At 75.5% G+C, this 19,690-nt stretch carries 18 protein-coding genes; 5 read left to right on the forward strand and 13 right to left on the reverse strand.

Annotated features, from left to right (window positions below; genetic code table 11):
• Positions 1 to 60: 60 nt before the first annotated feature.
• Both ACWEO5_RS10295 and ACWEO5_RS10300 read left to right on the forward strand, forming a co-directional pair.
• The gene (locus tag ACWEO5_RS10295; RefSeq protein ID WP_452161984.1) at positions 61 to 2,769 is read left to right on the forward strand and encodes a hypothetical protein; all 2,709 of its coding nucleotides are present in this window, start codon (positions 61 to 63) and stop codon (positions 2,767 to 2,769) included.
• 53 nt (positions 2,770 to 2,822) lie between these two features.
• Entirely contained in the window at positions 2,823 to 3,806 is a 984-nt protein-coding gene (locus ACWEO5_RS10300) for an ABC transporter ATP-binding protein (protein ID WP_452161986.1), read from the forward strand.
• 134 nt (positions 3,807 to 3,940) lie between these two features.
• Here ACWEO5_RS10300 and ACWEO5_RS10305 read toward each other — a convergent pair whose 3' ends face one another.
• The 6 genes from ACWEO5_RS10305 to ACWEO5_RS10330 all read right to left on the reverse strand — a co-directional run bounded on the left by ACWEO5_RS10305 (position 3,941) and on the right by ACWEO5_RS10330 (position 7,120).
• Positions 3,941 to 4,264: a hypothetical protein gene (locus ACWEO5_RS10305; RefSeq protein ID WP_452161988.1), complete on the reverse strand. Its 324-nt coding sequence runs from the start codon at positions 4,262 to 4,264 to the stop codon at positions 3,941 to 3,943.
• On the reverse strand, positions 4,261 to 4,725 hold the full coding sequence (locus ACWEO5_RS10310; protein WP_452161990.1) for a hypothetical protein: 465 nt from the start codon (positions 4,723 to 4,725) through the stop codon (positions 4,261 to 4,263). Before ACWEO5_RS10310 ends, ACWEO5_RS10305 begins: the two co-directional genes overlap by 4 nt.
• A gap of 23 nt (positions 4,726 to 4,748) precedes the next feature.
• Positions 4,749 to 5,219 carry a peptidase inhibitor family I36 protein gene (locus tag ACWEO5_RS10315; RefSeq protein ID WP_452161992.1) on the reverse strand — a complete coding sequence of 157 codons (471 nt, stop codon included), beginning with the start codon at positions 5,217 to 5,219 and terminating at the stop codon, positions 4,749 to 4,751.
• 11 nt (positions 5,220 to 5,230) lie between these two features.
• Positions 5,231 to 5,845, reverse strand: a complete 615-nt coding sequence (locus tag ACWEO5_RS10320; protein WP_452161994.1) for a hypothetical protein — start codon at positions 5,843 to 5,845, stop codon at positions 5,231 to 5,233.
• On the reverse strand, positions 5,833 to 6,342 hold the full coding sequence (locus ACWEO5_RS10325; RefSeq protein ID WP_344552378.1) for a hypothetical protein: 510 nt from the start codon (positions 6,340 to 6,342) through the stop codon (positions 5,833 to 5,835). Before ACWEO5_RS10325 ends, ACWEO5_RS10320 begins: the two co-directional genes overlap by 13 nt.
• A gap of 343 nt (positions 6,343 to 6,685) precedes the next feature.
• Positions 6,686 to 7,120: an NUDIX hydrolase gene (locus ACWEO5_RS10330; RefSeq protein ID WP_452161996.1), complete on the reverse strand. Its 435-nt coding sequence runs from the start codon at positions 7,118 to 7,120 to the stop codon at positions 6,686 to 6,688.
• 244 nt (positions 7,121 to 7,364) lie between these two features.
• On the opposite strand from ACWEO5_RS10330, the gene ACWEO5_RS10335 reads away from it, so the two are divergent.
• Positions 7,365 to 8,573 carry an SLC13 family permease gene (locus ACWEO5_RS10335; RefSeq protein ID WP_452161998.1) on the forward strand — a complete coding sequence of 403 codons (1,209 nt, stop codon included), beginning with the start codon at positions 7,365 to 7,367 and terminating at the stop codon, positions 8,571 to 8,573.
• 74 nt (positions 8,574 to 8,647) lie between these two features.
• Here ACWEO5_RS10335 and ACWEO5_RS10340 read toward each other — a convergent pair whose 3' ends face one another.
• Complete coding sequence (locus tag ACWEO5_RS10340) at positions 8,648 to 9,736, reverse strand: zinc-binding dehydrogenase (RefSeq protein WP_452162000.1); 1,089 nt, start codon at positions 9,734 to 9,736, stop codon at positions 8,648 to 8,650.
• A 182-nt stretch (positions 9,737 to 9,918) separates the two neighbouring features.
• Here ACWEO5_RS10340 and ACWEO5_RS10345 point away from each other — a divergent pair, with 182 nt between their 5' ends.
• Together ACWEO5_RS10345 and ACWEO5_RS10350 are read left to right on the forward strand one after the other, a co-directional pair.
• Positions 9,919 to 10,596 (forward strand): TetR/AcrR family transcriptional regulator, encoded by a 678-nt coding sequence (locus ACWEO5_RS10345; RefSeq protein WP_452162002.1) that lies wholly within the window; start codon positions 9,919 to 9,921, stop codon positions 10,594 to 10,596.
• A gap of 115 nt (positions 10,597 to 10,711) precedes the next feature.
• Entirely contained in the window at positions 10,712 to 12,049 is a 1,338-nt protein-coding gene (locus tag ACWEO5_RS10350; protein WP_452162004.1) for a TIM44-like domain-containing protein, read from the forward strand.
• Between the two features lie 74 nt (positions 12,050 to 12,123).
• Here the strand turns inward: ACWEO5_RS10350 and ACWEO5_RS10355 are convergent, their stop codons facing one another.
• From ACWEO5_RS10355 to ACWEO5_RS10380, 6 genes are all read right to left on the reverse strand, one after another.
• Positions 12,124 to 13,695 carry a multicopper oxidase family protein gene (locus ACWEO5_RS10355; RefSeq protein ID WP_452162006.1) on the reverse strand — a complete coding sequence of 524 codons (1,572 nt, stop codon included), beginning with the start codon at positions 13,693 to 13,695 and terminating at the stop codon, positions 12,124 to 12,126.
• Positions 13,692 to 14,165, reverse strand: coding sequence for a hypothetical protein (locus ACWEO5_RS10360; protein ID WP_452162008.1), 474 nt, complete (start codon positions 14,163 to 14,165; stop codon positions 13,692 to 13,694). The genes ACWEO5_RS10355 and ACWEO5_RS10360 overlap by 4 nt, the downstream gene beginning before the upstream one ends.
• Positions 14,166 to 14,474: 309 nt before the next feature.
• Entirely contained in the window at positions 14,475 to 15,938 is a 1,464-nt protein-coding gene (locus ACWEO5_RS10365) for a cellulose binding domain-containing protein (RefSeq protein WP_452162010.1), read from the reverse strand.
• 219 nt (positions 15,939 to 16,157) lie between these two features.
• Positions 16,158 to 17,693, reverse strand: a complete 1,536-nt coding sequence (locus ACWEO5_RS10370; protein ID WP_452162012.1) for a beta-N-acetylhexosaminidase — start codon at positions 17,691 to 17,693, stop codon at positions 16,158 to 16,160.
• A gap of 172 nt (positions 17,694 to 17,865) precedes the next feature.
• Positions 17,866 to 18,726, reverse strand: a complete 861-nt coding sequence (locus ACWEO5_RS10375) for a carbohydrate ABC transporter permease (protein ID WP_344552391.1) — start codon at positions 18,724 to 18,726, stop codon at positions 17,866 to 17,868.
• Positions 18,723 to 19,637: a carbohydrate ABC transporter permease gene (locus tag ACWEO5_RS10380; RefSeq protein ID WP_344552393.1), complete on the reverse strand. Its 915-nt coding sequence runs from the start codon at positions 19,635 to 19,637 to the stop codon at positions 18,723 to 18,725. The genes ACWEO5_RS10375 and ACWEO5_RS10380 overlap by 4 nt, the downstream gene beginning before the upstream one ends.
• Positions 19,638 to 19,690 lie beyond the last annotated feature (53 nt).

Genomic DNA, 19,690 nt, shown 5'->3' on the forward strand with positions numbered 1-19,690 from the left:
CCGTCCCCGTCGAAGCGTTCCACCGTCCGACCCGTCCGACCCGTCCGTCCTGGAGGAGATGTGAGCACCCCGCCCGCCGTGGCGCCGTGGGTCCGCACCCGGCTGCGCGCGGCCCGGGCGTCGGCGTGGCTGACGGCGGCGCTGGTGCTGGTGGCGGTCTTCCTGGCGGCGGCGCTGCCGCGGGCGCTGGACCGCGGTGCGGACGGTGCGCTGCGCGAGCAGTTGCGGGCGGCCGGCCGGGACGGCGCGGTGGTGACGGCGACCTCGCTGCGGTTGGGCGCGCAGGGCGGCGGTTCCCCGGCCCGGCAGTTGGACGTGCTGGCGCAGGAGACGGTGCGCCGGCTGTCGGGGCCGCTGCGGCCGACCGGGCTGGGGGCGGTGTACGGCTCGACCACGCTGGCGGACCGTTCGCTGCCGGGTCCGGAGCTGCCGCGTCCGAACGGCATGGCGCCGGTGCTGGGTCTGGCGTACCTGCACGGGGTGGACGACCGTTCGGCGCTGACGGCGGGCCGCTGGCCGGCCGCGACGGACGGCGCGGACTTCGAGGTGGCGCTGTCGGAGCGGGTGGCGCGGACCTTCGGGGTGTCGGTGGGCGCGGTGCTGGACGCGGGCACGGACGCCTCGCTGTCGCCGCCGAAGCACTTCCGGGCGACGGTGGTGGGGCTGTTCGCGGCCGCCGATCCGGCCTCGCCGTTCTGGGCGGGCACGGACTGCCTGGTCGAGGCGTGCCTGAGTTCGACGGTCGCGCTGGGCGAGCGGACCCGGTACTGGCGGGCGGCGGCCCTGGTGGGGCCGGGCGAGCTGGCGGACCTGGGGTTCTGGTCGGGCAAGTCGCCGCAGGACTTCGTCCGGGTGCCGGTGGACGTGTCGGCGGCGCGGGCCGACGAGCTGCCGCAGTGGCGGGCGGCGGTCGGTGCGCTGACCGGCGGCCCGCAGCGCACCGAGCTGCAGGTGGCCTCGGGGCGGCCGGACCTGCAGGTGCGTTCGCAGCTGTCGGCGCTGCTGGAGACGGCGGCCGGGCGGCGGGCGGCGGTGGCGCCGCTGGCGGTGCTGGGCCCGGCGGGCGCGGCGGGGGTGGCGTTGACGGTGCTGCTGCTGGCGGCGGCGCTGGCCGGTGAGCGGCGAGCGGGCGAGTTGCGGCTGCTGCGGGCGCGCGGGGCTTCGCGCGGCGGGGTGCTGCGGCGGCTGCTGGGCGAGGGCGCGGTGACGGTGCTGCCGGCAGCGGTGCTGGGCACCGCGGCGGCGCTGGTGCTGCTGCCCTCGCCGCGCTGGGGCGGGTCGGTGCTGGCGGCGGGCGCGGCGGCGGCGGTGGCGCTGCTGGTGTTCCCGGTGCGGGCGGCGCTGTTCCCGCGGGCGGGCGCGGCGGCGGGCCGGCGGCGGGTGGTGGCGGAGCTGTCGGTGCTGGTGCTGGCGGTGGCGGCGGTGGTCGCGGTGCGCCGGCGCGGGGTGGCGCCGGCGGGCGGGGGCGTGGACCTGCTGCTGGTGGCGGCGCCGCTGCTGATCGCGCTGGCGGGCGCGGTGCTGCTGGCGCGGGTGCTGCCGCTGCTGGTGGGCGCGGCCTCGCGCGGGGCGGCGCGCCGTCCGGGGGCGGTGGGTTTCCTGGCGCTGGCGCGGGCCTCGCGTCCGGCGGTGCTGCCGTTGCTGGCGCTGCTGCTCGCGGTGACCACGGCGGGTTTCGGGGCGACGGTGCTGTCCTCGGTGGACGCGGGCCGGCTGCGCGCGGTGCGGGCGGAGACCGGCGCGGACGCCCGGGTGACGGCCCGGACGGTGCTGCCGGACGGGTTCGCCGGGGCGGCGGCCGGGCTGCCGGGCGCCCGGGCGGGCGTGTCGGCGTGGGCGGACCGGGCGGCGTCGGTGGCCGCGCCGGACGGGACGGTGCTGTCGGGCGTGACGCTGCTGGTGGTCGATCCGGAGCAGTACGCGGCGCTGGCCCGCCGTAACGGGCAGCCGGGCGTGCCGGCGGGCGCGCTGGCGGGCGGCGGGGCGGACTGGGTGCCCGCGCTGGTGACGCCGGGGCTGGCCGGGCGGCTGGGGACGGCCTCGCACCCGCTGCACACCGGCCGGTCGGTGCTGTCCTTCCGGCTGGCGGGGACGCTGCCGGCCGGGGGCGCTCCGGCGCTGGGCACCGGTGAGGCGCTGGTGCTGCCGGTGCGGCAGGCTTCGGCGCTGGTCCCGTCGCTGGCGGCGGCCAACCTGTGGCTGGGCTCGGGCGAGCTGCGCGCGCCGCAGTTGCGGGAGCTGCTGGGGCGGCTGGATCCGGCGGCGGCGCCGGAGGGCGGGGCGTACGCGGTGCGCACGGGCGCGGAGGAGGTGGAGCGGCTGGCGGCGGACCCGCTGCAGCGTTCGGCGGCCCGGGTGTTCGCCTGGTCGGTGGCGGCGGCGGGCGCGTTCGCGGTGCTGGCGGTGCTGCTGACGCTGGTGCGGTCCGGTCCGGAGCGGGCGGCGGTGCTGGCCCGGCTGCGCACGATGGGGCTGCGGCCCCGGCAGGCGTTGGCGGTGGTGCTGCTGGAGTCGCTGCCGACGGCGCTGGGCGCGGCGGGCGCGGGCGGCCTGCTGGCGGTCGGCGCGGCGCTGCTGCTCGGTCCGGCGGTGGACCTGTCGGCGCTGGTGGGGCTGCCCGCTCCGGGCGGCGTCTCCCCGTCCGTGCGGGCGGCGGCGGCCTGGTCGCTGGCGCTGGCGGCGCTGTTCGCGGCCACCGTGCTGGTGGAGGCGCTGGTGTCAGGCCGCCGCCAGATCGCGGTCGAGCTCCGGGCCGGGGAGGACCGCTGACCTCCGGCTCCCTCGCTGTCCCCCGTCCCGAACTTCCTTGCAGGAGGAGAACGTTGAGCACCGAACCCACTTCCGGCGGCCCGGACGTCCCGAGCCTGGACGAGCTGCGCAGCCGGGCCCTGGCCGCGGCCGCGCCCCGGCGCTACGGGGCGGACGCGGCGATCGCCTGCGACCGGGTGGTGAAGATCTTCACCGCGGACAAGGTGGAGGTGCAGGCGCTGCAGGGCCTGGACCTGACGGTGGACCGGGGTGACCTGGTGGCGCTGGTGGGCGCGTCCGGCAGCGGCAAGTCGACGCTGCTGAACATCCTGGCGGGTCTGGAGACGCCGACGGCGGGTTCGGCCCGGGTGGACGGCTGCGACCTGCTGGCGATGTCCGCCAAGGAGCGGCTGCGCTACCGCCGCGAGGTGGTGGGTTTCGTCTGGCAGCAGACCGCCCGCAACCTGATGCCCTTCCTGACGGCGGCGCAGAACGTGGCGCTGCCGGTGCAGCTGCGCGGCGGGCGTTCGACGCCGGCGGCGGCCCGGCGGCGCGGGCAGCGAGTGGCCGAGCTGCTGGAGGCGCTGGAGATCGGCGATCTGGCGCACCGCCGTCCGGCCGAGCTGTCCGGCGGGCAGCAGCAGCGGGTGGCGATCGCGGTGGCGATGGCCAACGGCCCGTCGGTGCTGCTGGCGGACGAGCCGACCGGCGAGTTGGACACCGAGACGGCGGCGGGCGTCTTCCGCGCCTTCCGGACCGTCAACCGGGAGCTGGGCGCGACGGTGGTGATCGTCACCCACGACCCGATGGTGGCGGGCGAGGTGCGCCGCTCGGTGGCGATCCGGGACGGCCGCACCGCCAGCGAGGTGCTGCGCCGCACCGAGGTCGACGAGCACGGCACCGAGACCACCAGCGAACGCGAGTACGTGATGCTCGACCGCACCGGCCGGGTCCAGCTCCCGGCCGCCTTCCTGGCCGCCCTCGGCATGGAGCACCGGGTCGCCGCCGACCTCGCCGCCGACCACATCGCGCTGCGCCCCGACGATTCGGGGCACTGACCGCTGACGGGTCGCCGAGGGGTCGGCTGCGGACCGCTGACGCCCCGTCGGCCGGGCGGGGCGCGGGGCCGACGGGGCGTCACGGTACGGGGCGTGCGGCACGGGGTGCGCGGCGGGTGGTGCGTGGTGCGGGGTCAGCTGCCGGGGAGTTGCCGCTTCAGCAGGAGGTTCCACCGATCGGCGCCGTCCTCGTTGACGGGGCCGACCGCCTCCCAGCCTTCCTCGCCGAGTCGTTCGAGGTCACCGACGGTGCGGCCACCGGGCTGGACGACGGCCCAGCGGTACTCCCAGCGCGGGGCGACGGTCCGGGCGGCGCCCGGTGCGGGGTCGGCGAGGGCGGCGGCGGTGGTGCCGACGGCGACCGCGGCGGTCGCGGCGGCGGTGGCGGCCAGCCGCAGGTGGCGCGACCGGACGGGGCGCCGCGGGGGCCGGTTCGCGCTGCTGCCGTTCCCGGTCACTGGACGGTGACCTCGAAGGCGACCTGGGCCCGTTCGCCGACGGTGGCGGTGACCAGGTCGGGGCCGGGCGCCCCGGCGGCGCTCAGCGCGGGGGCGAGGGCGTACCCGTCGGCGTCGGTGACGGCGTCCGCGTCGCTGCCGCCGGGGAACTTCAGACCGGGTCCGGGGGCGGAGAAGTGCACGGTGGCGCCCGGTACGGGGTGGCGGTCGCCGTCGACGGCGCGCACCTTGAGCCGGACGGGTGCCTGCTGTCCGGCGGGCACCCGCTGGCCGTCGCCCTCGGCCGCCCACAGCCGTTCGACCCGGGCGCCGGGATCGGCGGCGGCGACGGTGGCGGCCGGGGCCGGGGCCGGGGCGGCGCGCACGGGTGAGGAGTGCGCCTGGGTGCTGGTGGCGGTGAGGACGGCGGCTGCGGCGAGGGCGGCGGCCGCGGCGGCGGCGCGCCGGTGGAGGGGGTTCATGCGGCTCCTGGAGCAGGATCGGTTCAGCACGGGCGGAGCGACTTGAGGGCGTCGTTGTAGGCGTTGCCGGAGGCGGCGGGGGCCATCGCGGTGGCGGTGCCCGCGTAGTCCTTGCCGGGGTACCAGCAGTAGGCGACGGGCGAGTTGTTGACCCAGGCGGAGATGCCCTCCGCGCCGGTGAACCGGGAGCCGTCGGGAAGTTCGAGGCGTTCGGTGTCGGTGAGTTCGGTGCCGGGCAGCAGGGCGACGGCGGCGTGGTCGTAGTGGACGCCGTCGTAGAGGCAGACCCAGCCGGCCGGGCAGTCGACGTGCCGGGCGGCGCGGCTGTCGCCGTTGAGGACGTGCACGCCGGGCGGGTTGCTGACACCGGTGGTCCGGACGGGGGGCGTGGGGGCGGGGCTGGCCAGCGCGGGAGTGGCCAGGGCCGGGGCGGCCAGGGCGGGGGCGGCGCCGAGCAGCAGGGCGGCGGCGAGGGCGAGCGGGCGTGGGCGCATCGGGCGGTTCCTCACTTGGAGTTGGGGAGTGTCTCGGTCCAGACGGCCTTGCCCTTGAGCGGGGCCTCTTCGGTGACCGGGCCGATCCGCTGGTAGCGCCGGGTCCGCTTGCCGCAGTCGAGGATCCGCTCGTAGGCGCCGGTGACCTGCACGGATTCGAGGCCGACGTAGCGGATGTAGCCGACGCCGGGCCCGGCGGTCAGCCGGATCTCGGTCTCCTTCTCGATCGCGTTGCTCTCGGTGACCGAGATGCCGTAGTCGGCGCCGAAGCCGGCCTGCAGGCCGGCGGAGAAGGCCCGGAAGCCGGCCCCGGCCTCGGCGCCGGCCTCGGCGCCGGTCGAGAGCCCGAGGTCGGCCTGGCGGGTGTAGCTGCGGCTGAGGGCCTCCTTCGTCCGCACGGTCCGCTCCATCGGGGCGGTTCCGTTGCGGTTGTCGAAGGTGAACTCGTCGGCGATCTCCCGTTTGAAGACGGGTTCGCCGTCGGGTTCGAAGTGCCACTGGCCGTCGCACTGGACGGTGGACTCCTGCGCCCCGGCGGGCGGGGCGGCGGCCAGCGGGGCGGTGGCGGTGAGCAGCAGCACGGCGGCGAGGGCGCGCCCGGGGCGCCGGGGGGTCAGGAGTTCCACGGCGTCCCCAGCAGTCGGAGGGCGGTGGCCTGGTCGGTGCTGTCGGTGGTGTACCAGACCTGGGCGTCGGAGCCCTTCTTGATGGCGAAGTCGGCGTACACGGTCTGCTGGGGCTTGATCTGCCGCCAGATGACGTCGCTGGTGCCGCGCAGGGTGGCGGCGCACTTGGCGGGGTCGGTGTTGGGGGACCTGCCGCCGTCGCAGTCGTAGACCACCAGGGAGAGGTCGGCGGGGGCGCGGCCGGTGTTGGTGTAGGTGAGGCGTCCACCGGCGGCGGTCTCGCACCAGGTGACGGTGCCGCCGGTGACCGGGAGGGCGGGCCCGGCGGCGCCGGTGCAGACCGGGTCGGCGTCGCGGGCGGCGGGCGGCATCGCGGCGGCGGCCGGGCCGGGGGGAACGGCGGGGGCGAGGGCGGGGGCCGGGGCGGCGGCGGTCAGCGCGAGGACGCTCGCGAGGACGGCGAGGGCCGCCGGGAGGCGGCGGGGTGTGCGGGGCATGTCTCTCCTGATCGGATCCTGCCGGGGTGGGGCGCCCGTGGGACGGGACGGCCGCCGAACCGATCGACGGTCACTCTCAGTCATCACCAGGGCGGTGGCATGCCTATCGCTTCGTTGACGCACTGTCACCCGATCGGCCAGCACCCGGCCCCGCCCGGGGGATCCGTCCCGCTCGGGGCGGTGACGGAAGGTCAGCAGGCGACCGGACGACGGGCACGAGCGGAGCGGCCGGACGACGGGCGAGGGGCGTCCGCCGGATCCCGGCCTGCCGCAGTCGGCGGTATCCCCGGGCCCGGCGGGTACCGCACCTCGCCGCAGGACCCGCGCCGCCCGTGGTGAGCGGTCAGGCCCTCGGCAGGCGGTCGAGGATCTCCCGGTGGTGGGGGCTGAGCTCCGGGAGGGCGTCGAGCGGTGCCCAGCGGTGGGCGTCGTGCTCGGTGAGCGTGACGGGGGCGCCGTCGGGGACGGTGGCGGTGTAGACGAACTGGCGGGCCCGGACGCCGGCCCGGCCGGTGAAGTCGGCGGCGTGCAGGTAGGCCAGGGGGAGGCCGGTGAGGCCGGTCTCCTCGGCGAGTTCGCGGGCCGCGCCGGCCCGCGGCGCCTCCTCGGGGTCGAGCGAGCCGCCGGGGATCTCCCACCGGCCGCCCAGGTAGTCGCCCGGCTGGCGCCGGACCAGCAGGATCCGCCCGCCCGCGTCCAGGACGGCCACTCCGCCCAGCAGCGCCTCGATGCCGTCGGCCCGCGCCTGCCGGACCAGCTCCCCGTGCTCCGCCTCCATGCCCCGCCCCCGCTTCGTCCACCCGTCCCGCCGACCCTACCTGCCCCCGCCGACACTCCGTCGGCCGCCGGGCCCGGCCGCCCGCTCAGCCGTAGTGGGCGGCCGGGACGGCCGCCGGGCCGGTGGAACCAAGCCGTCGAACCCACCCCGACCCTCGCGGGTGGTCACGCGCCGCCCGGGCAGCGCGGGCGTCCCGGCGGGGCCGTGTCGATCCTGCCGGGGCGGCTGTGCGACCCTGGCACCCGTGCTCGCGTACTGGACCGCCGTTCGGCGGCTGCACCCGCTCGACCTGCTGGCCGGCGGGCTGCTCGCCCTCGGCCTCCTCTTCCTCGCCACCGGTCTGCTCCCGGCGGACTCCGCCGGGGCGGCGGTGCAGCGGGTCGCTCCGCTGCTCGCCTTCCTCGCCTCGGTGATCGTGCTGGCCGAGCTGACCAGCGCCGCGGGGGTGTTCGACGTGATCTCGGCCCGGGTGGCGCGGGCCGGCCGGGGCAGCTACCCGCTGCTGTTCGTGCTGTGCGTGGGGTTCGCCGCGCTCACCACGACCGTCCTGAACCTGGACACCACCGCGGTGCTGCTCACCCCCGTGATGCTGGCGCTCGCCTCCCGGGTGGGGATCGCGCCGCTCCCGCTGGCGATGACCACGGTCTGGCTGGCCAACACGGCGAGCCTGCTGCTGCCGGTCTCCAACCTGACCAACCTGCTGGCCGCCGACCGGGTCGCGCTCTCCAGTGCCGGGTTGGCCCGGGCGATGTGGGCGCCGCAGCTGGCCGCGCTGCTCGCCACCGCGGCCTGCCTGTGGGGGTTCTACTGGCGGCGCGGGCGGCGGGGCGCGGACGGCTACCTGCCGCCGGCCGTGGAGCCGCCCGCGGACCGGGTGCTGTTCCGGATCTGCGCGCTGGCCTGCGCCGGGTTCCTGGTCTGCAGCCTGGTGGCCGCCGTCCCGCTGTGGGCGGCCTCGGGCGGGGCGGCGGCGGTGGCCGTCGCGGCCTACGCCGTGCGCCGCCCGGCGGCGCTGCGCGCCTCGCTGGTGCCCTGGCGGCTGCTGGTGATGGTTCCCGGGATGTTCCTGGTGGTGCAGACCGTGGACGCGCACGGCCTGCACCGGCTGCTCGCCTCCGCGATCGGCACCGATCCCGGGACGGTGGGCATGTTCCGCGCCTCGGCGGTCGGCGCGGGCCTGTCCAACCTGCTCAACAACCTGCCGGTCTACCTGGCCGGCGAGGCCGCCGTCCCGCCCGGCAACCACCAGCAGCTCCTGGCCCTGCTGATCGGCACCAACATCGGCCCGCTGATCACCCCCTGGGCCTCGCTGGCCACCCTGCTCTGGTACGAGCGCTGCCGCTCCGCGGGCCTGCGGGTGCCGCTGCGCAGCGTGGCCGGCACCGGAGCCGTCCTCGCGGTCGGCGGCGTGGCCCTGGCCACCGCGGCGCTGGCCCTGACGGGCGGCGCCTGAGGCTCCGGCCGCAACGCCTCCGGCCGGGTCCGGGTCGCGGGGCGGCCCGGACCCGGCCGCGGGTCCTCGGGGGGTCAGGAGAAGTCGGTGATCACGACGCGCGCGGTGCTGCCGTCCTTCAGCGACTCGTAGCCGGCCTCGATGTCGGCGAGGCCGATCTCCTTGGAGACCAGGTCGTCGAGGTTCATCCGGCCCTGGAGGTACATCGAGGCGTAGAAGGGGATGTCCCGCTTGAGGTGGGAGGAGCCCATGTAGACGCCCTGCACCTTCTGCGACTGGGAGAGCGCGGCGATCGAGGAGACCTCGACGCCCGCGTCGCTGCCGCCGACGCCGATCAGGTAGAGGCCGCCGCCCTTGCCGAGCATCCGCAGGCCCTGGGCGGTGACGGGGCGGGCGCCGACGAAGTCGAAGACGTGGTCGGCGCCGCCGCCGGTGATCTCGCGGACGGCCTCGACCGGGTCGGCCGTGCGGGAGTTGACCACGTGGGTGGCGCCGAACGCCTTGGCGCGCTCCAGCTTGGCGTCCTCGATGTCGGTCACGACGATGGTGCCGGCCCCGGCGATCCGGGCGCCGCTGACGGCGTTCATGCCGACGCCGCCGGCGCCGATGACCACGACCGTGTCGCCCTGGCGGACGTCCGCGCTGTTGAGGACCGCCCCGGCGCCGGTGAGCACGCCGCAGCCGATCAGTGCGGCGGGGGCCCAGGGCATCTCGTCGGGCACCACGGCGAGCTGGTTCTCGTGGACCAGCACCTCCTGCGCGAAGCCGCCCAGGCCCATGCCCTGGGCCACCGGCGCGCCGTTCCGGCTCAGCCGGGAACCCTGGTCGGGCGTGCGCAGGGTGGCCTCGGGGCGCAGGCAGATGTGGGTGCGGCCGCTGAGGCAGTTCACGCAGGAGCCGCAGTACTGGATCAGGCTGCCGACCACGTGGTCGCCGACCTGGACCTGGGTGACCTGCGGTCCCACCCCGGTGACCAGGCCGGCCACCTCGTGGCCCAGGACGACCGGGAACTCGCCGCCGATGAACGTGGCGACGCTCAGGTCGGAGTGGCACAGGCCGGAGGCCCGCACCTGGACGCGGACCTCCTGCCCGATCGGGTCAGCGAGGTCGATCTCCTCCACGACGAAGCCCTGGCCCAGGCCCTTGGTGACGGATGCCTTCACGGTGTTGCCTCTTTCGTCCGTACTTCCGCCCCGCCGACGTCGCCGGGCGCGGTCGTGGCACGCCCGGTTCGTGAGGTTTCGGGCTGCTCTGCCACTTCCCCGAGTGTGGCACCGGATCGCCGAAAAGAAAAGAGACACCTGTCGATCAGTGCATGTCAGGGCAGGTACGATAAACTCCCCCTGTGCCAGGAAAGCCCCCGGAGCAGCCGCTCCCCCAGCCCGCTCCCCCGCCCCGGCCCGCTCCCCCGGCCGACGACGGCGCGGAGCCGCTCGACGCCCGGGTCCGGCGTACCCGGGACCGGCTGCGGGAGGCCGTGCTGCGGCTGGCCTCCGCGCAACCGGTGGAGGAGATCGCGGTGGCGGACCTGGTGCGCGAGGCGCGCGTCAACCGCACCACCTTCTACAAGCACGCCGCCAGCCCGGCGGCGGTCCTGGAGCAGGTGCTGTACGAGGAGCTGGACCGGCTGCGCGCCGACTGGATCGCCGACGTCCTGGCGGGCGGGCTGCCGGTGCCGGTCGTCTGGGAGCGGGCCTCGAACGCGCTGCTCGACCACCTGGAGCGCCACGACGCCCTCTACACCACCGGGCTCGCGGGCCACCGCAGCGCGGCCCTCCACCAGCTGCTGGTCGACCACTTCACCGTCTCGGTGGCCACCCTGCTGGAGCGCGACCCGGCGGCCGTCCCCGGCCGGGACGGCCCGCTCGCCTGGCGGGTCGAGGCGAGCAGCCGCTTCCTGGCGCACGGCGAGGTCGGCATCGTCGAGGCCTGGCTGTCCCTCCCGGCCCCGCGCGAACGCCACCTGTTCGTGTCCGCCGCGACCGCCCTGCTGCCGTCCTGGCTGGTCTCCCGCCCGCGCTGACCGGCCCCGCACCCGGCCCCGGGCCCGCACGGCTCCGCCCCCCGAACGGTCCCCCCGGGCCTCCCGGCTTGTAGGCTCGCGGGGAACAGCTCTGAAATCTTGAAGGGGGAACCCGGTGCGCGCCTGTCGCTGGATAACTGTGGTCGGTGGAGTCGTCGCGCTGAGCAGCCCGACGCTCGCGTACGCCCGCGGCGGGGGCGGCAGCCACGGGTTCAGCGGCGGCGGCAGCCACAGCAGCGGCGGCGGCAGCCACGGCTCGTCCGGTGGCGGCTTCGGCTTCGGCCACGGGGTCGGTTTCGGCTACGGGGCCGGTGGCGGCGGGTTCCTCGCCCTGCTGATCATCGTGCTCCTGGTGGTCCTGTTCCTGTGGATCAGGTCCCGGCGCCGGAAGGCGAAGCAGGGCTCCGACCTGAACACCGTGTCGGACCGCACGGCGCACCGCGCGGACGAGCGGGCCCGCGAGCGGGCCGTCCAGGTCGGGGCCCGGGTCGACGCCCTCGCCGAGACCGATCCGACCTTCGAGCGCGGGGCGCTGGAGGCCCGGGCCGCCTGGCTGTACACGACCGCCCAGCAGGCGTGGACCCGCAACGACCACGCGGTGCTGCAGCAGATCCTGTCCCCGGTGCTCTACGGCAAGTGGGCCGAGGAGCTGCAGGACTACGCCTCGCGCGGCGAGGTCAACGTGGTGGAGGTCCTCTCCGGCCCGGTGGTCGAGCTGGTCGACCTGGCGAACCGCACCGGCGAGGTGAACGACACCGTCACCTTCCGGATCACCGCGACGCTCAACGACTACGTGCGCACCGGCTACGGCTCGGACTCGGTGCGCAAGGACGGCTCGACCCGCCCGGTCGAGTACTGGACGCTGCGCAAGAACCAGGCCGGCGAGTGGATCGTCTCCTCGATCGAGCAGGCGGCCGAGGGCGCGCACCACCTGACCAACGCGATCGAGACCGACGGCTGGGACCAGCGGGAGGTCGCCCGCGAGGCGGTGCTGGAGGTGGCCGGGCGGACGGCGGTCCGGGGCGCGGGCGACATCCTCTCGCTCACCAACGTCTCGTGGAGCGCGGACGCCGACGCCGCCGTCGGCGACCTGAGCGTGCTCGACGGCCGGTTCGACCGGGCCGTCCTGGAGGTCGCCGTGGAGCGCTTCCTGGAGGAGTGGGTGATGAACGACGGCAGCCTGGACTTCACCCCCGTGCGCACGCCCAACCGGACCGTGATGCGCGAGGCCGTGATCAAGTCGGTCACGGTGCGCTCGCTGCTCTCCCGGGAGCCGATCGCCTTCCGGGTCGCGGTCGCCGCGGAGGGCGTCTACTACGAGGTCGACCGGCGCACCGAGCAGGTGCTCCGCGGCGACGCCCGCACCCGCCGGCCGCTGGCCTTCGCGTTCGACCTGCGGATGGACGACGCCTCGGCCGACACCTGGACCGTGGTCGCCGCCACCGCGGAGTAGCCCGCCCCGCTCCCCCGGCCGGCAGGCGCCGTCCGGTCGGGGGTGTCCGGTCGGGGGTGTCCGCGCGGGCACCGCTACTCGGTGGTGGTGAACTCGGCCATCATCGCCATGTCCTCGTGCTCCAGGTTGTGGCAGTGCACCAGGAAGCGCCCGGCGTAGTCGGTGAACCGGACGGCGACCTCGACGCCCTGGGCGGGCAGCACGTCGACGGTGTCCTTCCAGCCGGCGTCGTTGCCGCCGGGCCCGCCGCCGGCCCGGCCGAGCACCTGGAACGGGTCGAGGTGCAGGTGGACGGGGTGGTGGAAGTCGGTGACGAAGCGCCAGACCTCGATCTGGCCGAGCCTGGGCGCGGCCAGCGAGCGGCCGGGCCGGTACTCCTGGCCGTTGACGGTCCAGTGCTGCTTGCCCTTGTGGAACACGAAGGTGCGGGTGTTGACGGCCTTCGCGGGGTCGAGGCGTTCGACGGTGGCGAGCTTCCCGGGGAGGCGGAAGCCGTCCTCGGCGGCGGGGCCGACCTCGAAGGCCATCACCTCGCCGGCGGGGCCGTCACCGAGCCGGTTGCGCAGCCGCACCCGCGTCCCGGCGGGGTAGCGGGAGAAGTCGACCAGCACGTCGCAGCGTTCGGCGGGTGCGAGGTCCACCGAGTCGTGGCGCAGCGGGCGTTCCAGCAGTCCGCCGTCGGAGCCGATCTGCACCAGCGCCCCGCCGCCGGACGGCTGCGGGTCCAGGGCGAGGCGCAGCCGCCGGGCGTTGGAGGCGTTGAGCAGCCGCAGCCGGTACCAGGCCCGGTCGACCCGGGCCAGCGGCCAGGGCGCGCCGTTGACCAGCACCACGTCGCCCAGTACGCCGTTCATGTAGGCGTCCGGCACGCCGGGGGCGCCGCCGGGGAGTTCGGGGTAGGCGAAGGAGCCGTCGGCGGCGAACGAGCGGTCGGCGATCATCAGCGGCAGCTCGCGCGGGCCCCGCGGCAGCCCGAGCGCGGCCTCCTCCTCGTCCCGGACCAGGTGGAACCCGGCCAGGCCGCGGTAGACCTGCGGGCCGGTGAAGCCCATGGTGTGGTCGTGGTACCAGAGCGTGGCGGCGCGCTGCGCCATCGGGTAGGTGTGCTCGCGCTGCGGCAGGACGGTGGCGCCCTCCGTCCCCGGCGTGCCCGCCATGCCCGGCATGTCCCCCATGCCGGCCATGTCGTGCTGCCCGGTGCCGACCAGGTCGAGCGGGTAGCCGTCGCTGTCCTGCGGGGTGTGGCCGCCGTGCAGGTGGACGGCGGTGGGGCGGGGCAGTTCGCTGCGGTGGGTGATGACGGTGCGCCGGCCGCTGCGGGACTCGACGGTCGGGCCCGGGAAGGTGCCCTGGTAGCCCCAGACCTCGGTGTCGTGGCCGGGCAGCAGCCGGGCGGTGGCGCGGCGCGCGGTGATCTCGTAGTAGTCGGCGCCGGCGTCGCTGCGGACGGGCCGCAGCACGGCGGGGACGGGCAGTTCGACCGCGTAGCGGGCGGGCAGCGGCAGGGCGCTGCGCAGCAGTCTGCCGGGCTCGCCGCCGGGCAGCAGCCGGTTCATCAGCGGCGGCAGGCCGACGGCCGCGCCCAGTCCGAGCGCGGCGACGCCGCCGGCGCCGAGCAGTTGGCGCCTGGTCAGCGGCCCGCTCACTCGGCACCCGCCCCGGTGCCGGCGGCGGTCCCGGCCTTCGCCTGCGGCCCGGTGACGGCGTTGGCGTTGGCATCGGCATCAGCGGCTCCGGCCCGGGCCTTGAACGCCTCGACGGCGAACTTCTCCGCCATCACGAACACGCCGACGCCGAGCGGGACGTGCAGCAGCAGGATCCGCTCGTCGCCGAAGGCGTACTGCACGATACACAGCAGGGTGAGCACCCCGTACTGGACGGCCGGGCCGCTGGGGCCGCGCGAGAGGCTCCGGACCAGCAGGCCCGCGACGGCGGTCAGCAGGGCTGCGCCGGACAGCGCCATCGCGGTCTGCCGGTGGGCGTCCAGCAGCGGGTAGTAGCCCTGCAGGAATCCGCCGGCCAGGAACGGCATGAGCAGGGCCAGCAGGGCGGTGAGGCCGGCCGTCACCCGGAGGGCGATCAGCGGCCAGCGGGGTGGTTCCCGGAACTCGGACATGGCATCCCCCGTGATCGAAATGATTCGCGATCCTACGGTCCGCGGTCCGCCGGGTCCGTCTGCTTTCCGAGGAGTTCGCGGGCTCGCCGGCCGGGCCCCCGTTCCCCGGCTGGTCCGGAGGCCGTGCGGGGGCGGATCCGGGTGCGCGACCGCTCAAGTGCCCCTTGAGCGCCCCTTGAGCGCCACGCCCCGCAACCGGCTCCCCCGTCCGCCGGGGGCGGAACGGACGGTGCCCCGCCCCGCCGGCCGAGCGGCCTGGCGGGCGGGGCGGGACACCTGGTGCGGGGTCGGCCGCGGGGGCCGCCGGGGTCAGTTGGCGGGGACGGTGTCCTTGAACGCGGTGCCGGCCGTGCGCAGCGCGGCGATGTTCGAGGCGACCTGGGCGGGGCTGAGCACCTGGTCCTTGACGAAGTACACGTAGTCGACCTGCTGGTCGTACGAGCGCGGCGTCGTGGAGTACTGCCCGGCCAGGTCGATCAGCCAGTGGTTGAAGTCGATGAACTGCGGGGTCTCGGGCAGGTAGGGCTCGCCGTGGGTGGCGACGACCTGGCCGTCGATGTAGTAGGTGATGTTGCTGTTGTCGATGGTGAACTGCAGCAGGTGCCAGCCGTCGTAGGACTGGCGCTGCTCGCCGTGGGTGTTGACGGCGTTCCACGGGTCGGGGTTGTAGGTCTCCCAGCTGGTCTCGTACATGATGTTGCTCTGCTCGCCCCAGCCGCCGTTGGGCAGGTACTCGAAGTCCTGCTCGCCGTAGTTCGGGTCCATCGGGGCGTTGAGCGGGGTGAAGGCGAAGAAGGTCTGGTTGACGTGGTCGCCGTCGGGGCCGCTGTTGGGGGCGTCGGCGAACTTGACCCGGGCCGCGTAGGTGCCGTTCTTGAACTTCCGCGCGGTGGTCTGGATCTCGGTCTCCTTGGTGCCGGAGGCCGTGCCGTCGGTGGTCAGGCGCAGGTTGAGCACCTTGCTGCCGCCGACGGTGGGGAAGGTGACGTCGGCCGGGGACCAGGTGGCGCCGGAGACGCCGGGGCCGCCCTGGCCGGACTTGACGGTCCAGCCGTGCTGCTGGACGGCGGCGTCCGCGCTGGTGTTGTAGGAGAAGTCGTCGAACAGGACGGGCGCGTTCGGGTCGACCGGCGGGGTGGAGGTCGAGCCGGACGGGGAGGAGCTGGGGGACGAACTCGGCGACGGGGAGGGGTTGTTGCCGGCCGGGGCGGTGCCCCAGATCAGCGCGCCGTCCTCCTGCAGGGTGACCTTCTGCCAGTCCGCGTAGCCGGTCTGGGTGCCGCTGAAGGAGTAGTCGTCGGACTGGGTGAGGGTCTGCCAGTCGGAGCGGTAGAAGCGCAGCTGCATGTCGCCGGTGGACTGGCCGGGGGTGAGCGAGCCGGCTCCGGCGGTGAAGCCGATCTCCAGGTAGCGGTCGGCGGTGGCGGTGGGGCTGGCCAGGGTGCCGAAGGTGCCGGTGATGTTGCCGCAGCCCTTGACCGCCCAGGAGCAGGCGAAGCGGTAGGCGGTCGACGGGCCGTCGGCCTTGAAGTAGTAGCGCAGGGTGATCCGGTTGAGCGCGACGGTGCTGCTGCCGGTGTTGGTGACCTGGAGCCAGGGCTCGGACTGGTCGGCGGTCGCGCCGGAGGCGCTGGTGCGGTACTGGACGCTGAACGCGTCGGCGGCCGAGGCCGGGGCGACGGTCAGCGCGGTGGCGGCCAGGCCGGCCGCGGCGATCGCGGCGGCCGCGGCGAGCCGGGCGCGCCGGCTGGTGGTGCGGGGGCGTGCGGACACGGTGGTTCCTTCCGTGGGGGGAGTGCCCCGCGGTGCGGCGGGGCGGAGGGACGTTCCGGCGGTGCACGTGCGGGGTGCGGCGGCGGAGGTGGTCCGCGTGCTGCGGGCGGCCGCTGACGGTGGGTCGGCGGCCGGGTCTGTGGGGGCCCGCCGGGGCGCGTCGAGGACGCGTGCGGTCGGGCCGGGGCCGGTCAGGGCGGCCGGGGCGGCCGGGGCCGGTCAGGGCGCGTCGGGGACGCGTCCGGTGCGGTGGACGCCGAGGGCGGCCAGGCGGGGGCGGTGCGCGGCGAGGGCGGGCAGGAAGTCCCGGGCGTAGTCGCTGTCGGGGTTCCAGGCCCGGTCGGCGATGGCGCACAGCCGGGGGTAGGCGAGGTAGTCGAAGTGCTCGGGGGTGCTGACGAACTCGCTCCACAGCTGGGCCTGGGTGCCGAGCACCCGGGCCCGCTCGCTCTCGTCCCAGTGCGCGGGGGCGGCCTGGTGGGCGTGCGCGGTGGGCAGGTCGACGACGTACCCGGCCTGGCCGAGCGGTTCGTCGGGGAGCTCGCTCTGCGGGTAGTCGAGGTAGGTGGCGCGGTGCGGGGCCATCACCACGTCGTGGCCGCGCCGGGCGGCCTCCCGGCCGTGCTCGGCGTCCCGCCAGGGCATCACGGTGAACTCGACGGGCAGCGTGGCGCCGTCGGTCTCGGCCCAGCAGACCGGAACGCGTCCGGCGTCCAGCAGGTGCCGGCCGACCTGGCCGAGGAACCAGCCGCGCAGCTGGGCGGGGGCGGCCAGGCCGAGTTCGGCGGCCCGGCGGCGGGCGGCGGGGCTGTTCTCCCACTCGGTGGTGGGGCACTCGTCCCCGCCGAGGTGGACGTAGCGGGAGGGGAACAGCTCCATCGTCTCGTCCAGCACGGCGCGGCAGAAGGCGAGCGCCTCCTCGTGCACGCCGAGCACCGTCTCGCACACGCCCCAGTCGGTCCACACGTCGAGCTGCCGGTCGGGCTGGTTGCCCAGGTGCGGGTAGGCGGCGAGGGCGGCCCGGGTGTGGCCGGGCATGTCGATCTCGGGGACGACGGTGACGCCGCGTTCGGCGGCGTACCCGACCAGGCGGCGCAGTTCGGCCTTGGTGTACGCGCCCTGGTGGGGCAGCGCGTCGTACGCGGTGGAGCCGGCGTGGCCGGCCATGCTGCGCTCGCGGCGGGCGCCGACCTCGGTGAGCCGGGGGTAGGCGTCGACCGGCAGCCGCCAGCCCTGGTCGTCGGTCAGGTGCAGGTGCAGCACGTTCAGCTTGTGCAGGGCGATCCGGTCGACGGCGGCGAGCAGGCGTTCGAGGGGCTGGAAGTGCCGGGCGGTGTCGATCATGAACCCGCGCCAGGCGTGCCGGGGCCGGTCGGTGATCCGCACGGCGGGCAGGCTCCACTCGACGCCGGGCGCGGGCTCCGCCGAGAGCGCCTCGGGCGGCAGCAGCTGGCGCATGGTCTGCACCCCGTGCCGCAGGCCGGCCGGGCGGGCCGCGAGCAGCGTCACCTGGAACGGGTCGACCGTCAGCCGGTAACCCTCCTCCCCCAGTTCCGGCCCGGCGGCGGGGTCCAGGGCCAGCAGCACGGTGCCCTCCGCCCCGGCGGCCAGCGGCAGTCCGGTCGCGGGGCGCAGCAGGTCGCGCAGCAGGTCGGCGACGGCGGCGGCCTCGCCGTCGGCGCGCACGGTGGTCCGTTCGGTCAGGGTGAACCGTCCGGCAGCGGGAACGAGATCGACCGGGGTCGGCAGGATCACGGGGTGGTCTTCTTCCGGGGGTAGGGAGGCGGGCGGGGTCCTGCGGGTGGGACGGGGGCCGGGGCGGCCGGGGCCGGGTGTCCGAAACCGGGTGTCCGGGCGGGGTGTCGGGGCGGGGTGTCGGGGCGGGGTGTCGGGGCGGGGTGTCGGGGCGGGGTGTCGGGGCGGGGGCTCAGCCCTTGACCGCGCCGGCGGTCATGCCGGTGGTGACCTTGTTCTGCAGGAACAGGAAGACCAGCAGGACGGGGAGCATGAAGAGGCTCGCGGCGGCCATGGTGGCGCCCCAGTCGGTGCCGAAGACGTTGGCGAAGGAGGAGAGCCAGACCGGGAGGGTGCGGGCGTCCTGGTTCTTGATGATCAGCGTGTTCGCGAAGGCGAACTCGTTCCAGGCGGTGATGAAGCCGAACAGCGAGGTGGCGAGCAGGCCGGGGGCGAGCAGCGGGAGGGTGATCCGGCGGAAGGCGGCGGCCCGGGTGCAGCCGTCGACCTGGGCGGCTTCCTCCAGTTCGGCGGGGACGGCGGCGAGGAAGCCGCGCAGGGTGACGATGGTGAAAGGGAGGGTGGTCATGAAGTAGACCAGGGTGAGCATGCTGAGGTTGTCGAGCATGTCGGTGTCGCGGGCGATCACGTACATCGGGATCAGCAGGGCTTCCCAGGGCGCCATCTGGGCGGTGAAGACCAGCAGCAGGAACGCCCGGCGGCCGCGCCAGCGCAGCCGGCCCACGGCGTACGCGGCGAGCAGGGCGACGACCAGGGAGAGCAGGACGGCGCTGAGGGTGACCAGCAGGCTGTTGCGCCAGTAGCCGCCGAAGCCGGGGGCGTGGATCGCGGTGGAGAAGTGTTCGAGGGTGGGGTGCAGCGGCAGGAAGGCGGGGGTGGCGGACTGGATCTCGGCGGTGGGCTTGAAGGCGGTGACCACCATCCAGTAGACCGGGAACGCGGCGGTGACCAGGACCGCGAGCGCGGCGAGGTTGAGCGGCAGCCGGCGCAGTCGGCGGGGGGCGAGGAGCTGGCGGGGGGCGAGGGGGTTCACGCCTCGGCTCCTTCCTGGCGGTGCATCCGCCGCAGGGTGTTGACGAGGGCGGCCAGCAGGATCAGCACGGTGAGCGTGGAGGCGGCGGCGCCGAGGTCGTACTTGTGCAGGTTCTGGGCGATCTGGAAGGCGTAGACGGGCAGCGTGGTGGTGGCGCCGTTGGGGCCGCCCTGGCTGACCACCCAGATCTGGGCGAAGCACTTGAAGGTCCAGATCACTTCGAGCGAGGTGACCAGGGCGAACAGCGGCCGCAGCACGGGGACGGTGACCAGCCGGAAGGTCTGCCAGGCGCCGGCGCCGTCGATCCGGGCGGATTCGTAGAGCTCGTTCGGGATGGTGGTCAGCCCGCCGTAGAGGGTGAGCGCGGCGAACGGGACGGACTGCCAGACCACCAGCAGCACCAGGACGGTGAAGGTGGCGCCGGAATGGGCGAACCAGGCGTAGTCGTGGTAGCCATGCAGGCCCAACTGGTCAAGTGCCCAGTTGACCACCCCGAAGCGGGACTGGAAGAGCCACTGGAACACGGTGGTGGCGGCGATCACCGGGGTCGCCCAGACCAGCACCAGGGCGCTCATCACGGCCAGCCGCATCCGCTTGCCGAGCCGGACCAGCATCAGCGCGACCAGCGTGCCGAGGCCGGTGATCAGCACGGTGTTGAGGGCGGTCCAGCCGAGGGTGCGCAGCGCGACGGTCCAGAACTTGGGGTCGGTGAGCAGCGTGGTGTAGTTGTCGAACCCGACAAAGGGGGCGCCGCCGCGGATCAGTTCGGCCAGCCGGAAGTGCTGGAGGGAGATCACCAGGTTGCGGGCGACGGGGTAGAGCAGCAGGTACGCCGCGCCCACCAGGGTCGGGGCGATGAGCAGGTAGGGCCGGATCCGGGTGCGGAGCGGCGGTGACGCGTTGGTGGGCACGGCGGGGTGTACTCCTGTTCGACGGTGCTGCGGACCCGGGGGCGGGCCGGGCG

This window comes from Kitasatospora sp. NPDC004272, assembly GCF_053603035.1.

Coding starts and splice junctions, on each gene's coding strand:
- ACWEO5_RS10310 (WP_452161990.1), bottom strand. CDS start 4,725: ATGAACCCCCTCCACCGGCGCGCCGCCGCCGCGGCCGCCGCCCTCGCC.
- ACWEO5_RS10315 (WP_452161992.1), bottom strand. CDS start 5,219: ATGCGCCCACGCCCGCTCGCCCTCGCCGCCGCCCTGCTGCTCGGCGCC.
- ACWEO5_RS10325 (WP_344552378.1), bottom strand. CDS start 6,342: ATGCCCCGCACACCCCGCCGCCTCCCGGCGGCCCTCGCCGTCCTCGCG.
- ACWEO5_RS10330 (WP_452161996.1), bottom strand. CDS start 7,120: ATGGAGGCGGAGCACGGGGAGCTGGTCCGGCAGGCGCGGGCCGACGGC.
- ACWEO5_RS10360 (WP_452162008.1), bottom strand. CDS start 14,165: ATGTCCGAGTTCCGGGAACCACCCCGCTGGCCGCTGATCGCCCTCCGG.